14 protein-coding genes and 1 pseudogene are annotated in these 12,320 nt (G+C 62.4%); 9 read left to right on the forward strand and 6 right to left on the reverse strand.

The genetic code is table 11. The annotated features are described in order from the left end of the window. Positions 1–177 precede the first annotated feature (177 nt). Together AC5O5R_RS26550 and AC5O5R_RS26555 are read left to right on the forward strand one after the other, a co-directional pair. Positions 178–537: a cupin domain-containing protein gene (locus AC5O5R_RS26550; RefSeq protein WP_112249410.1), complete on the forward strand. Its 360-nt coding sequence runs from the start codon at positions 178–180 to the stop codon at positions 535–537. 83 nt (positions 538–620) lie between these two features. Continuing rightward, a complete protein-coding gene (locus tag AC5O5R_RS26555; RefSeq protein WP_172223115.1) occupies positions 621–824 on the forward strand; it encodes a hypothetical protein in 204 nt (67 codons plus the stop codon). Positions 825–890: 66 nt separating this feature from the next. On the opposite strand, the gene rpmG is transcribed toward AC5O5R_RS26555, so the two are convergent. Continuing rightward, the gene (rpmG, locus tag AC5O5R_RS26560) at positions 891–1,046 is read right to left on the reverse strand and encodes a 50S ribosomal protein L33 (RefSeq protein WP_003253507.1); all 156 of its coding nucleotides are present in this window, start codon (positions 1,044–1,046) and stop codon (positions 891–893) included. 11 nt (positions 1,047–1,057) lie between these two features. Next, positions 1,058–1,294, reverse strand: a complete 237-nt coding sequence (gene rpmB / locus AC5O5R_RS26565) for a 50S ribosomal protein L28 (protein ID WP_172223119.1) — start codon at positions 1,292–1,294, stop codon at positions 1,058–1,060. Positions 1,295–1,655: 361 nt separating this feature from the next. On the opposite strand from rpmB, the gene AC5O5R_RS26570 reads away from it, so the two are divergent. After that, a complete protein-coding gene (locus AC5O5R_RS26570; RefSeq protein ID WP_172287607.1) occupies positions 1,656–3,263 on the forward strand; it encodes an ABC transporter substrate-binding protein in 1,608 nt (535 codons plus the stop codon). A gap of 97 nt (positions 3,264–3,360) precedes the next feature. Here AC5O5R_RS26570 and radC read toward each other — a convergent pair whose 3' ends face one another. Beyond that, positions 3,361–4,041 (reverse strand): RadC family protein, encoded by a 681-nt coding sequence (gene radC, locus AC5O5R_RS26575; protein ID WP_172223127.1) that lies wholly within the window; start codon positions 4,039–4,041, stop codon positions 3,361–3,363. 128 nt (positions 4,042–4,169) lie between these two features. Here radC and coaBC point away from each other — a divergent pair, with 128 nt between their 5' ends. From coaBC to argB, 4 genes and pseudogenes are all read left to right on the forward strand, one after another. Next, positions 4,170–5,381, forward strand: coding sequence for a bifunctional phosphopantothenoylcysteine decarboxylase/phosphopantothenate--cysteine ligase CoaBC (gene coaBC / locus AC5O5R_RS26580; protein WP_494514862.1), 1,212 nt, complete (start codon positions 4,170–4,172; stop codon positions 5,379–5,381). Positions 5,382–5,386: 5 nt separating this feature from the next. Next, positions 5,387–5,842, forward strand: a complete 456-nt coding sequence (gene dut, locus AC5O5R_RS26585; RefSeq protein WP_172223130.1) for a dUTP diphosphatase — start codon at positions 5,387–5,389, stop codon at positions 5,840–5,842. A 145-nt stretch (positions 5,843–5,987) separates the two neighbouring features. Continuing rightward, positions 5,988–7,355, forward strand: a pseudogene (locus tag AC5O5R_RS26590) (phosphomannomutase/phosphoglucomutase); the annotation flags it as partial. 30 nt (positions 7,356–7,385) lie between these two features. After that, a complete protein-coding gene (gene argB / locus AC5O5R_RS26595; protein ID WP_172287983.1) occupies positions 7,386–8,291 on the forward strand; it encodes an acetylglutamate kinase in 906 nt (301 codons plus the stop codon). Positions 8,292–8,466: 175 nt separating this feature from the next. On the opposite strand, the gene pyrE is transcribed toward argB, so the two are convergent. Then, a complete protein-coding gene (gene pyrE / locus AC5O5R_RS26600; RefSeq protein WP_003253405.1) occupies positions 8,467–9,108 on the reverse strand; it encodes an orotate phosphoribosyltransferase in 642 nt (213 codons plus the stop codon). An 80-nt stretch (positions 9,109–9,188) separates the two neighbouring features. Here pyrE and crc point away from each other — a divergent pair, with 80 nt between their 5' ends. Beyond that, complete coding sequence (crc, locus tag AC5O5R_RS26605) at positions 9,189–9,968, forward strand: catabolite repression control protein Crc (protein ID WP_172229251.1); 780 nt, start codon at positions 9,189–9,191, stop codon at positions 9,966–9,968. A 133-nt stretch (positions 9,969–10,101) separates the two neighbouring features. Here the strand turns inward: crc and AC5O5R_RS26610 are convergent, their stop codons facing one another. Next, entirely contained in the window at positions 10,102–10,470 is a 369-nt protein-coding gene (locus AC5O5R_RS26610) for a DUF4870 domain-containing protein (RefSeq protein WP_172229253.1), read from the reverse strand. Positions 10,471–10,493: 23 nt separating this feature from the next. Next, on the reverse strand, positions 10,494–11,216 hold the full coding sequence (gene rph / locus AC5O5R_RS26615) for a ribonuclease PH (RefSeq protein WP_172229255.1): 723 nt from the start codon (positions 11,214–11,216) through the stop codon (positions 10,494–10,496). Positions 11,217–11,444: 228 nt separating this feature from the next. On the opposite strand from rph, the gene AC5O5R_RS26620 reads away from it, so the two are divergent. After that, positions 11,445–12,308 carry a YicC/YloC family endoribonuclease gene (locus AC5O5R_RS26620; RefSeq protein WP_172229257.1) on the forward strand — a complete coding sequence of 288 codons (864 nt, stop codon included), beginning with the start codon at positions 11,445–11,447 and terminating at the stop codon, positions 12,306–12,308. The last annotated feature ends 12 nt before the right edge of the window (positions 12,309–12,320 follow it).

The following is a 12,320-nucleotide window of genomic DNA, read 5'->3' on the forward strand; positions in this document are numbered from 1 at the left end:
TTAGGTGCAACGCCGCACTGAGGACTCACAGGCGTTGTCGAAATTCTGGCCGGGCGACGAGCGCACACTGGCAAGCGATACCCTAAACCAGCCGCTGTAAACTATCAATATATTTGACACGGAAGGCTCAAAAGCCTACTGATGTTCATTTTATTAAACAACAACAGGAGCCGCACCATGAGTATCGCCAGCATCATCGACTTCGCACAGGTCATCACCGAAGCCGAACGCTACCGGCCGGCGGCGGAAAAAATCCTCAAGGGCGAACCGGACCAGGCGGTCTACAACCACTACTCCAGCCCTTGCGGGCAGTTTGCCGCCGGTGTGTGGGAAGGTGAGGTGGGCCAGTGGACAGTGAACTACACCGAGCACGAGTACTGCGAGATCGTCCAGGGTGTTTCGGTGCTGCGCGACCAGGATGGCGGGGCGAAAACCCTGCGTGCCGGTGATCGGTTTGTCATCCCGGCCGGGTTCAAGGGCACCTGGGAGGTGCTGGAGCCTTGCCGCAAGATCTATGTGATGTTTGAACAGAAATAACTATTTAGCGCAGCAAGCCAGCTGGCGTGCGTGAGCATGGCCCTGCCCATGTCGGGCCACGCAACTTCAACAGGAAGATCACCATGACCAACGAAGAAGCCCTGCAAACCCTCGCCCACCTGATCGGCACCCGGTACGCGCCAGAACTGAAGGACACCATCTGCACCCTCACCGGCCGCAAGCGGGTGGTTGGCCCCAATGAGATATGCACCCGCGAGTACGACGTTGAACGCATCCAGATCAAGGCCGGCGCCGACCTGCTGATCCAGGGCTTCGACTTCAACTGAGCCGGCTGTAGACATAAAAAAACCCGCGTCCTTACGGATGCGGGTTTTTTTCAGGTCGCCGATCAATTACTTGATCTTGGCTTCCTTGTACACCACGTGCTTGCGAACAACCGGATCGTATTTCTTGATCTCGATTTTGTCCGGGGTGGTGCGCTTGTTCTTGTCGGTGGTGTAGAAGTGGCCGGTACCGGCACTCGAAACCAGACGGATCAATTCACGCATGATGCTCTCCCTTAAACCTTGGTGCCAGCTTTGCGGAGGTCGACCAGAACGGCGTCGATACCGCGCTTGTCGATGATACGCATGCCTTTGGCGGAAACGCGCAGACGCACGAAACGCTTCTCGGATTCAACCCAGAAACGGTGGTGCTGCAGGTTCGGCAGGAAACGACGACGGGTTTTGTTGTTTGCGTGGGAAATGTTGTTCCCGGTTACTGGACCCTTACCAGTAACTTGACAGACTCTCGACATGACTCAGCCCTCTAAAACCACATGCCCAACCCGGCATGGGTTGGCCGCTTAATCTCTCAGTCTTTGGCGCCAGGGCGCCGTGATTCTGGAGGTCTTATCGACCGGATCCGCTTATGCGACAGGCCGAGCCCCTAGAAAAGAGCGCTGCTTTATACCAGAAAGACTTGGCTGCAACAACTGTAGATGCACATTGCTGCAAGCCAGAACGCGCCGGGCCAGCATAGCGGCAGGCCCCGCCAGCCGTCGACCGCTCGTCGCGAGATTTGTAAAAAAGGGTGTGGTCATTTACCGGCGGGCGCACTAGGGTAGGCCTTTTCCAGACTGCACTGGCAGATGGGCCACTGACAGCCAAGGAGCCACTATGCGTGCTGCCGCCCTTTCCTTGTTTTTCAACTCCCTGTTCGCTGCGGGCACCCTGTTCGCCGCCGGCGTTGCTCAGGCTGCCCCGCTGAGCGTCTGCAGCGAGGCCAGCCCTGAAGGCTTCGATGTGGTTCAGTACAACTCGCTGACCACCACCAACGCCACGGCCGATGTGTTGATGAACCGCCTGGTGGAGTTCGATGCGGCGCAAGGCAAGGTCGTACCGAGCCTGGCGGCTAGCTGGACAGTATCGGCCGATGGCCTGGTCTATGACTTCACCCTGCGCGATGGCGTGAAGTTCCACACCACTGCCTGGTTCAAGCCCGGCCGCGAAATGAATGCCGACGATGTGCTGTTCAGTTTCCAGCGCATGCTCTACCCCGCCCACGCCTGGCACAAGAGCGCCCCAGGCGGCTACCCGCATGCCCAGTCGCTGCAGCTGGCCAGCCTGATCAAGGCGATCGAGGCCCCGGCACCGAACACCGTGCGCTTCACCCTCAGCCACCCCGACGCCACGTTCCTGGCCACCCTGAGCATGGGCTTCGCCTCGATCTATTCCGCCGAATACGCCGACAAGCTGCTCAAGGCCGGCACGCCCGAGAAGCTCAACAGCCAGCCGATCGGCACCGGTCCGTTCGTGTTCCAGCGCTTCCAGAAAGACGCCGTGGTGCGCTATCGCGCCAACCCGGACTACTTCGGCGGCAAGCCGGCGGTCGACCCACTGATCTTCGCCATCACCACCGATGCCAACGTGCGCCTGCAGAAGCTCAAGCGTGGCGAGTGCCAGGTGGCCCTGTCGCCAAAGCCGCTGGACATTGCCGAGGCCGGCAAGGATGGCAACCTCAAGGTCGCCACCACCCCGGCGTTCATGACCGCCTTCGTCGCCATCAACAGCCAGCACCCGCCGCTGGACAAGCCGGAAGTGCGCCAGGCGATCAACCTGGCCTTCGACAAGCAGGCCTACCTCAAGGCGGTATTCGAAGACTCTGCGGTGGCCGCCAACGGGCCCTACCCGCCCAATACCTGGAGCTACGCCAAGGATCTGCCCGGCTACCCACTGGACCTGAAAAAAGCCAAGGCCCTGCTGACCAAGGCTGGCCTGGCAGAAGGCTTCAGCACCACTATCTGGACCCGTCCGTCGGGTAGCCTGCTGAACCCCAACCCAAGCCTGGGTGCACAGATGCTGCAGGCCGACCTGGCCAAGATCGGCGTGAAAGCGGAGATCCGCGTGATCGAATGGGGCGAGCTGATCCGCCGTGCCAAGGCGGGCGAGCATGACCTGTTGTTCATGGGCTGGGCGGGCGACAATGGCGACCCGGACAACTTCCTCAGCCCGCAGTTTTCCTGTGCGGCGGTGGAGTCGGGGACCAACTTCGCACGCTTCTGCGACAACCGCCTGGACCAGCTGATCAGCGCCGGGCGCACCACCAATGACCAGAGCGTGCGCAGCCGGCTGTATCAGCAGGCGCAGACCTTGATCCAGCAGCAGGCGCTGTGGGTGCCACTGGCGCATCCAACGGCGGCGACGCTGCTGCGCCAGGGGGTCGAGGGATATCAGGTGAGCCCGTTCGGGCGGCTGGACTTCAGTAAGGTTTCGGTGACCAAGTGAGTTAGGGGCGCCTGCCTTGAGGGGTGTGGCGCTCGATCCCCCAGGCGCCAGACATCTCAAGACAGGCACCCGGCAGCCCTGACCCTATTGACCCGCCTCAGGCCACAATCCACCCCTGCTCAACCATCGACAATGGTTCCCCGTCACCAATGATGATGTGATCCAGCACCCGCACATCGATCAACGCCAACCCCCGCTTCAACGACAGGGTCAGGTGCACATCATCCTGGCTCGGCTCACTGTTGCCCGAAGGATGGTTGTGACACAGGATCAAAGCTGCGGCGTTATGCTGCAACGCCCGCCTCACAACTTCTCGCGGGTAGACACTGGCCCGGTCTATGGTGCCCCTGAACAAGACCTCGAAGGCCAGCGGCCTGTGCTTGGTGTCCAGAAACAGGCAACCGAATACTTCGCTGGCCTCATGCCGTAGCATCGCCTTCAGATAGCGCCGCACCGCCCACGGGCCATCAAGCACTGCTGCGCGCTCGATGCTTGCATCCAGGTACCGCCGGCCAATCTCCAACAGCGCCTGCAGCTGTGCGTATTTCACGACGCCAATACCCGGCTCGCACAGCACGGCTTCACGATCAGCCTCAAGAAACTGCCTGAGGCCACCAAAGCGCACCAGCAGCCCCCGCGCGAGGTCCAGCACGTTACGCCCGGCTACTCCCGAGCCCAGCAGCACCGCCAGCAACTCTGCATCCGACAGCACGGCAGCCCCTCGCTGCAACAACTTCTCCCTCGGCCGCTCTTCAGCCGGCCAGTCCCTGATATTCATCCCGCCCCTCTGCCCATGCTGCGGCCCATTTCGGCCCTGTGTTAATCTATTTCGCCTCGTACATGCGACGTTCTGCCGCAGGCATTTTCAAACGTCGCCGCCCGCTCTCACTGGAAAAAGGCAAGCCTATGCAGCGGCTGTATCGCAAGCGCATCGTTCTCGGCGTGGGGGGCGGCATTGCCGCCTACAAAAGCGCCGAACTGATTCGCCGTCTCCTCGAGCACGGCGCGCAAGTGCGCGTCGTCATGACCCGTGGGGGTGCCGAGTTCATCACCCCGCTGACCCTGCAGGCGCTCTCGGGCCACCCGGTGCACATGGATCTGCTCGACCCTGCCGCCGAAGCGGCCATGGGCCATATCGAACTGGCCAAGTGGGCCGACCTGGTGCTGATCGCCCCGGCTACCGCCGACCTGATGGCGCGCATGGCCCAGGGCATGGCCGACGACTTGCTGACCACGCTGGTGCTGGCCACCGATGCTACCGTCGCCGTGGCCCCGGCCATGAACCAGGCCATGTGGCGCGACCCGGCCACCCAGGCCAACCTCGAGCTGCTCAAGAGCCGTGGCATCCAGGTGTTCGGCCCGGCCTCCGGCAGCCAGGCCTGTGGCGACGTGGGCCTGGGCCGCATGCTTGAGGCCACCGACCTGGCCTGGTGCGCCGCAGAAAGCTTCAAGCGCCAGGCACTCACCGGCAAGCTCGTGCTGATTACCGCCGGCCCGACCCAGGAAAACATCGACCCGGTGCGCTACATCACCAATCATAGCTCCGGCAAGATGGGCTTCGCCCTGGCCGAAGCGGCTGCCGAAGCCGGGGCTCGGGTAACCCTCGTCACGGGCCCTGTGCACCTGCCAACCCCCGACCGGGTCAGCCGCATCGACGTGGTCAGCGCGCGGGACATGCTCGCGGCCTGCGAGGCGGCCATGCCGTGCGACCTGTTCATTGCCTCGGCTGCGGTTGCGGACTACCGCCCTGAAGTCGTTGCCACACAAAAACTGAAGAAAGATCCTACGACCGGCGACGGCATGCTGCTGCAGATGGTGCGCAATCCCGATATCCTTGCCACCATTGCTGGCCGTGCCGACCGCCCGTTCAGCGTCGGCTTTGCCGCCGAAACCGAACACCTGCTCGATTACGCCACGCGCAAGCTCAAGGACAAGAACCTCGACCTGATCGTCGCCAACGATGTGGCCAACCCCAGCATCGGCTTCAACAGCGAAGAAAACGCCTTGACCGTGATCGACCGCCAGCAGCACCAAACCCTCTTCGCGCAGACCAGCAAAGGCAAGATCGCCCGGCAACTGGTCGCCTTCATCGCCGAACGGCTCAATCAGGTTCAATAAGTTACATGCACGCTCTTCAAGCCAAGATCCTCGACCCACGCCTGGGTACCGACTTCCCTCTGCCGACGTACGCCACCCCCGGCTCCGCCGGCCTGGACCTGCGCGCCCTGCTCAAGGAGGACACCGTTCTCGAGCCGGGCCAGACCTTGCTGATCCCTACCGGGCTGTCGATCTACATCGGCGACCCGGGCCTGGCGGCGATGATCCTGCCGCGCTCGGGCCTGGGCCATAAGCACGGCATCGTGCTGGGCAATCTGGTCGGCCTGATCGACTCGGACTACCAGGGCGAGCTGATGGTGTCGTGCTGGAACCGCGGCAACACCCCGTTCACCATCGCCGTTGGCGAGCGCATCGCCCAGCTGGTACTGGTCCCGGTGGTGCAGGCGCACTTCGACATCGTCCAAGCCTTTGACGAGAGCCAGCGTGGCGCTGGCGGCTTCGGTCACTCCGGCAGCCACTGAGCCGACAACAGACCGTTCAGGCCACGGATGGCGAACTCTCTGGCAAAACCACCGTCCAAGCGTTCAGTTTGCGCCTGCCCAGAAAGCCTTTGACTAATGGAGTTTTCCAGAGATGAACGACATGGCCCACCTGGTCCCCGCCGCATTGCCAGACAGCATTTTCCGCGCGTATGACATCCGCGGCGTGGTCGGCAAGACCCTTCACGCCGAAACCGCCTACTGGATCGGCCGCGCCATCGGCGCGCAAAGCCTGGCCCAGGGCGAACCGCAGGTTTCGGTTGGCCGCGATGGCCGTCTCTCCGGCCCGATGCTGGTGGAACAGTTAATCAAGGGCCTGGTCGACGCCGGTTGCCAGGTCAGCGACGTTGGCCTGGTCCCCACCCCAGCCTTGTACTATGCCGCCAACGTGCTGGCCGGCAAGTCCGGGGTGATGCTGACCGGTAGCCACAACCCTTCGGACTACAACGGCTTCAAGATCGTCATTGCCGGCGACACACTGGCCAACGAACAGATCCAGGCCCTGCTGACCCGCCTGAAAACCAACGACCTGACCCTGGCCGCAGGCCGCGTGGAGAAGGTCGGGATCCTTGAGCGCTACTTCCAGCAGATCGTCGACGACGTGAAGCTGGCGAAGAAGCTCAAGGTGGTGGTCGACTGCGGCAACGGCGCTGCCGGGGTGATTGCACCGCAGCTGATCGAAGCCCTGGGCTGCGAAGTGATTCCGTTGTTCTGCGAAGTCGACGGCAACTTCCCCAACCACCACCCGGACCCCGGCAAGCCGGAAAACCTCGAAGACCTGATCGCCAAGGTCAAGGAAACCGGCGCCGATATCGGCCTGGCCTTCGACGGCGACGGCGACCGCGTCGGCGTGGTGACCAACACCGGCAGCATCGTCTATCCCGACCGCCTGCTGATGCTGTTTGCCCAGGACGTGCTGGCACGTAACCCAGGCGCCGAGATCATCTTCGACGTCAAATGCACCCGTCGCCTGACCCCGCTGATCGAGCAGCATGGCGGCCGCGCGCTGATGTGGAAGACCGGCCACTCGCTGATCAAGAAGAAGATGAAGCAGACCGGTTCGCTGCTGGCCGGCGAGATGAGCGGTCACATCTTCATCAAGGAACGCTGGTACGGTTTTGACGATGGCATCTACAGCGCCGCACGTCTGCTGGAGATCCTCAGCAAGGCTGGCCAGAGCGCCGAAGACCTGTTCGCCGCCTTCCCGAACGATATTTCCACGCCGGAAATCAATATTGATGTGACCGACGAGGGTAAATTCAGCATCATTGATGCACTGCAACGCGACGCTGACTGGGGCGAAGCCAGCCTGACCACCATCGATGGTGTGCGGGTCGACTACACCCACGGCTGGGGCCTGGTTCGCGCCTCCAACACCACCCCGGTGCTGGTGCTGCGCTTCGAGGCCGACAGCGACGCCGAGTTGCAACGTATCAAGGATGTTTTCCGTACCCAGTTGCTGCGGGTTGAGCCTGAGCTGCAACTGCCGTTCTGACCGACTATCTGTTCCATACAGGAGCCCTGCATGACCCTCGATCGCGATGCCGCTGCCCATGTAGCCGAGGTTTTGTCCGAAGCACTGCCCTATATTCGCCGCTTTGTCGGCAAGACCCTGGTGATCAAGTACGGCGGCAACGCGATGGAAAGCGAGGAGCTCAAGACCGGCTTCGCCCGCGACATCGTGCTGATGAAGGCAGTGGGCATCAACCCGGTGGTGGTCCACGGTGGTGGCCCGCAGATCGGTGACCTGCTCAAGCGTCTGTCGATCGAAAGCCACTTCATCGATGGCATGCGCGTCACCGATTCGGCGACCATGGACGTGGTCGAGATGGTGCTGGGTGGCCAGGTCAACAAGGACATCGTCAACCTGATCAACCGCCACGGCGGCAGCGCCATCGGCCTGACCGGCAAGGACGCAGAGCTGATCCGTGCCCGCAAGCTGACCGTCAGCCGCCAGACCCCCGAGATGACCACCCCGGAAATCATCGACATCGGCCATGTAGGCGAAGTGGTCAGCGTGAACACCGACCTGCTGAACATGCTGGTGAAGGGCGACTTCATCCCGGTGATCGCACCAATTGGCGTAGGTGCCAACGGTGAGTCGTACAACATCAACGCCGACCTGGTCGCAGGCAAGGTGGCCGAGGCGCTGAAGGCCGAGAAACTGATGCTGCTGACCAACATCGCCGGCCTGATGGACAAGCAGGGCCAGGTACTGACCGGCCTGACCACCGAGCAGGTCAACGAGCTGATCGCCGACGGCACTATCTACGGCGGCATGCTGCCGAAGATCAAATGCGCGCTGGATGCGGTGCAGGGCGGCGTCAACAGCTCGCACATCATCGACGGCCGCGTGCCGAATGCTGTGCTGCTGGAGATCTTCACCGACAGCGGCGTGGGCACCCTGATTACCAACTGCAAGCCGCGCTGACTGGCTAGCTTTCACCGGCCCTGTCGCCGGCAAGCCAGCTCCCACAGAACCCCCACAAACCTTGAAACCTGTGGGGCACTTGTGGGAGCTGGCTTGCCGGCGATGAGGCCGGAACAGGCGGCATAAAAAAGGCGACCTTCACAAGAAGGTCGCCTTTTTCATTGCCAGGCCAGGATCAGATCCCGTACTGCGCCCGGTAGGCCTCGACAGCCGGCAGGTGCTGCTTCAGCTGCGGGTCATCGGCCAGGAACTCCAGCACCTGGGTCAGCGAGACGATGCTGACCACAGGGATGCCGAAGTCGCGTTCCACTTCCTGGATGGCCGACAGCTCGCCATTGCCACGCTCTTCGCGGTTCAGCGCGATCAGCACGCCGGCGGCCTTGGCCTGCTGGGCGTTGATGATCTGCATGACTTCGCGGATAGCGGTTCCGGCAGTGATCACGTCGTCGATGATCAGCACGTCACCCGCCAGCGGCGCGCCAACCAGGCTGCCACCTTCGCCGTGGTCCTTGGCTTCCTTGCGGTTGAAGCACCATGGCACATCGAGCTGATGCTGATCGGCAAGGGCCACGGCGGTAGTCGCCGCCAGCGGAATGCCCTTGTAGGCCGGGCCGAACAGCACATCGAAGGGGATCTTGCTGTCGACGATGGCGGCGGCGTAGCAACGCCCCAGTTCGGCCAATGCGGAACCGGTGTTGAACAGGCCGGCATTGAAGAAATACGGGCTGGTACGCCCCGATTTCAGGGTGAATTCACCGAAGCGCAGTACACCGCGATCGATGGCAAAACGGATAAAGTCGCGCTGATACGGCTGCATGAATAGTCCCGGACACCACGGATTTAGCTAAATGGGTTGAGCTCGGGTATCATACACGCACGAGATTTTTGGGGCCATTTATGCGGATCATCAGTGTGAACGTTAATGGCATTCAGGCTGCGGCCGAGCGTGGTTTGCTCAGCTGGCTACAAGCCCAGAATGCCGACGTCATCTGCCTTCAGGATACCCGCGCCTCGGCCTTTGAACTCGACGACCCAGCTTTCCAGCTCGATGGCTATTTCCTTTATGCCTGCGACGCGGAGGTGCCCGCCCAAGGTGGTGTGGCGCTTTATTCGCGCATGCAGCCCAAGGCAGTCATCACCGGCCTGGGCTTCGAGACAGCCGACCGCTACGGGCGTTACCTGCAAGCAGATTTCGACAAAGTCAGTATTGCCACCCTGCTGTTGCCTTCGGGCATGAACGGCGACGAAGACTTGAACCAGAAATTCAAGTTGATGGACGACTTTGCCAAGTACCTGGACAAGCAGCGTCGCAAGCGCCGCGAGTACATCTACTGCGGCTCGTTCTACGTGGCGCAGCAGAAGCTCGACATCAAGAACTGGCGTGACAGCCAGCAGTCGCCGGGCTTCCTGGCACCGGAACGCGCCTGGATGGATGCGATCACCGGTGAGATGGGTTATGTCGATGCCTTGCGCGAAGTCAGCCGTGAAGGCGACCAGTACAGCTGGTGGCCGGACAACGAACAGGCCGAGATGCTCAACCTGGGCTACCGGTTCGACTACCAGATCCTCACCCCGGGCCTGCGCCGCTTCGTGCGTAACGCCCGCCTGCCGCGTCAGCCGCGCTTCTCGCAACATGCGCCGCTGATTGTGGATTATGACTGGACGTTGACCATCTAAAAAGCCGATTGGGGCTGCTTTGCAGCCCATCGCCGGCAAGCCAGCTCCCACAGGGTCACCACAGACTTCAAAACCTGTGCTGCACCTGTGGGAGCTGGCTTGCCGGCGATGGGCTGCGAAGCGGCCCCAATTGCTATTTGATCGGCCGCCAGATCATCGGGTAGCGATACGGCTTGCCTTCATTGGCCCGCACCGCCGCAATGATGATCAGGATCAGCACCGCCACCGTCAGCATGGCGAACAGCACCAGCCCGATGAACACGAACATCAGCAAAAAGCAGATGAACCCGGCAACCGTCACGCTGATCTGAAAGTTCAGCGCCTCTTTGCCCTGGGCGTCGATGAAAGGATCTTGCTCGCGCTTCAGGTGCCACAGCACCAGCGGGCCCAGCAAGTGCCCGAGCGGCACCACCAGGCCCAGCAGCGCGGAGAGGTGGCAGAACATCGCCCACTGCCGGATTTCGGCATTGGGCGGGGTGATCGACAGGTTCGAATCGCTCATGCCCCGCACCTCCCTGGCTGGGTTCAGTCGGCCAATGCCGCCTGCTGCAGCTCGAAGATTTCGTTCATGCCCTTCTGCGCCAGGGCAAGCATGGCATTGAAGTCTTCAGGCTGGAACGGCGCACCTTCGGCAGTGCCCTGCACTTCGATGAAGCCGCCGGCGCTGGTCATGACCACGTTCAGGTCGGTCTCGGCAGCGGAGTCTTCGGGGTAGTCCAGGTCGAGCACGGCTTCACCCTGGTACATGCCCACCGACACGGCGGCAATCATGTGCTTGAGCGGGTTGCCGCCCTTCAGGCCGCCACGTTTCTTGATCACTGCCAGCGCGTCGCACAGGGCGACCATGGCGCCGGTGATGGAGGCGGTACGGGTGCCGCCATCAGCCTGGATCACGTCGCAGTCGACGTACAAGGTGATGTCACCGAGCTTGCTCATGTCCAGCGCGGCACGCAGCGAGCGACCAATGAGACGCTGGATTTCCAGGGTGCGGCCACCCTGTTTGCCACGGCTGGCTTCACGCTGGTTACGCTCGCCAGTGGAGCGCGGGAGCATGCCGTATTCGGCGGTCAGCCAGCCTTGGCCCTGGCCTTTGAGGAAGCGCGGCACGCCGTTTTCCACACTGACCGTGCAGATGACCTTGGTGTCACCGAACTCGACCAGTACCGACCCTTCGGCGTGCTTGGTGTAGTTGCGGGTGATGCGGATCGAGCGGAGCTGATCGGCGGCGCGACCACTTGGACGTTTCATCTGGGATACCTGTACTGGGACTTTGAATCTGCCGAGCATTATAGAGCCCGCAGCCCGGGGAAGACATGCCTATCGTCGCTGCTGACACAGCCCGTCGCCTTTTCCTGCTGCTGCACGCCCCCCTCTGTAACATAGGCAGATTGGGCGCCAAGGCCGCACTGCGCTACAATCCTGCGCCTTGCAGCCGAGAGGCTGCCACCGTTCATTCATCTACGCGAGGTACTCCCCATGGTGCACAGCATGACCGCTTTTGCTCGTGTCGAGCGCGCCGGCAGCCAAGGCACCCTGGTCTGGGAGCTGCGTTCGGTCAACCACCGTTACCTTGAGCCGCACCTGCGCCTGCCCGAGGCCCTGCGCGACCTTGAAGGCAGCGTACGTGAAGGCCTGCGCCAAGGCCTGTCGCGGGGCAAGGTGGAATGCACCCTGCGCCTCAACGAAGACAGTAACGGCAAGCCGTTGAAGGTAGACCGCGAGCGCGCCGCGCAACTGGTCGCGGCTGCCGAGGAAGTGGCCGGCCTGATCAAGCAGCCGGCACCGCTGAACCCGCTGGAAGTGTTGTCGTGGCCGGGGGTGCTGGTGGCCGACGCCAGCGACCCGCAAGCGCTGAACGCCGAAGCCATGGCGCTGTTCGACGATGCGCTGGCCGAGCTCAAGGCCGGGCGTCAGCGTGAAGGCCAGGAACTGGCCCGCCTGATCAACGAACGGCTGGACAACATGGCCAGCGAAGTCAGCACCCTGCGCGCCCTGGTGCCGCAGATGCTGGCGGCGCAGCGGCAGAAGATCCTCGACCGCTTCGGCGACATGCAGGCCGAGCTGGACCCACAGCGCCTGGAGCAGGAGATGGTGCTGCTGGCGCAGAAAAGCGACGTCGCCGAGGAACTCGACCGCCTCAGCACCCACGTCACCGAAGTACGCCGGGTGCTCAAGGGTGGCGGTGCTGCCGGCCGGCGCCTGGACTTCCTGATGCAGGAACTCAACCGCGAGGCCAACACCCTTGGTTCCAAGGCCTTCGACCCACGCAGCACGCAAGCAGCGGTCAACCTGAAGGTACTGATCGAACAGATGCGTGAACAAGTACAGAACATCGAGTAAGGCCACCCCCGA

This window comes from Pseudomonas sp. 8_5_2 (assembly GCF_059295255.1).

Bases quoted from the DNA above. Each gene is read 5' to 3' on its own strand.
- AC5O5R_RS26550 (WP_112249410.1), top strand. From the start codon at position 178: ATGAGTATCGCCAGCATCATCGACTTCGCACAGGTCATCACCGAAGCC.
- AC5O5R_RS26555 (WP_172223115.1), top strand. From the start codon at position 621: ATGACCAACGAAGAAGCCCTGCAAACCCTCGCCCACCTGATCGGCACC.
- rpmG (WP_003253507.1), bottom strand. From the start codon at position 1,046: ATGCGTGAATTGATCCGTCTGGTTTCGAGTGCCGGTACCGGCCACTTC.
- rpmB (WP_172223119.1), bottom strand. From the start codon at position 1,294: ATGTCGAGAGTCTGTCAAGTTACTGGTAAGGGTCCAGTAACCGGGAAC.
- AC5O5R_RS26570 (WP_172287607.1), top strand. From the start codon at position 1,656: ATGCGTGCTGCCGCCCTTTCCTTGTTTTTCAACTCCCTGTTCGCTGCG.
- radC (WP_172223127.1), bottom strand. From the start codon at position 4,041: ATGAATATCAGGGACTGGCCGGCTGAAGAGCGGCCGAGGGAGAAGTTG.
- coaBC (WP_494514862.1), top strand. From the start codon at position 4,170: ATGCAGCGGCTGTATCGCAAGCGCATCGTTCTCGGCGTGGGGGGCGGC.
- dut (WP_172223130.1), top strand. From the start codon at position 5,387: ATGCACGCTCTTCAAGCCAAGATCCTCGACCCACGCCTGGGTACCGAC.
- argB (WP_172287983.1), top strand. From the start codon at position 7,386: ATGACCCTCGATCGCGATGCCGCTGCCCATGTAGCCGAGGTTTTGTCC.
- pyrE (WP_003253405.1), bottom strand. From the start codon at position 9,108: ATGCAGCCGTATCAGCGCGACTTTATCCGTTTTGCCATCGATCGCGGT.
- crc (WP_172229251.1), top strand. From the start codon at position 9,189: ATGCGGATCATCAGTGTGAACGTTAATGGCATTCAGGCTGCGGCCGAG.
- AC5O5R_RS26610 (WP_172229253.1), bottom strand. From the start codon at position 10,470: ATGAGCGATTCGAACCTGTCGATCACCCCGCCCAATGCCGAAATCCGG.
- rph (WP_172229255.1), bottom strand. From the start codon at position 11,216: ATGAAACGTCCAAGTGGTCGCGCCGCCGATCAGCTCCGCTCGATCCGC.
- AC5O5R_RS26620 (WP_172229257.1), top strand. From the start codon at position 11,445: ATGGTGCACAGCATGACCGCTTTTGCTCGTGTCGAGCGCGCCGGCAGC.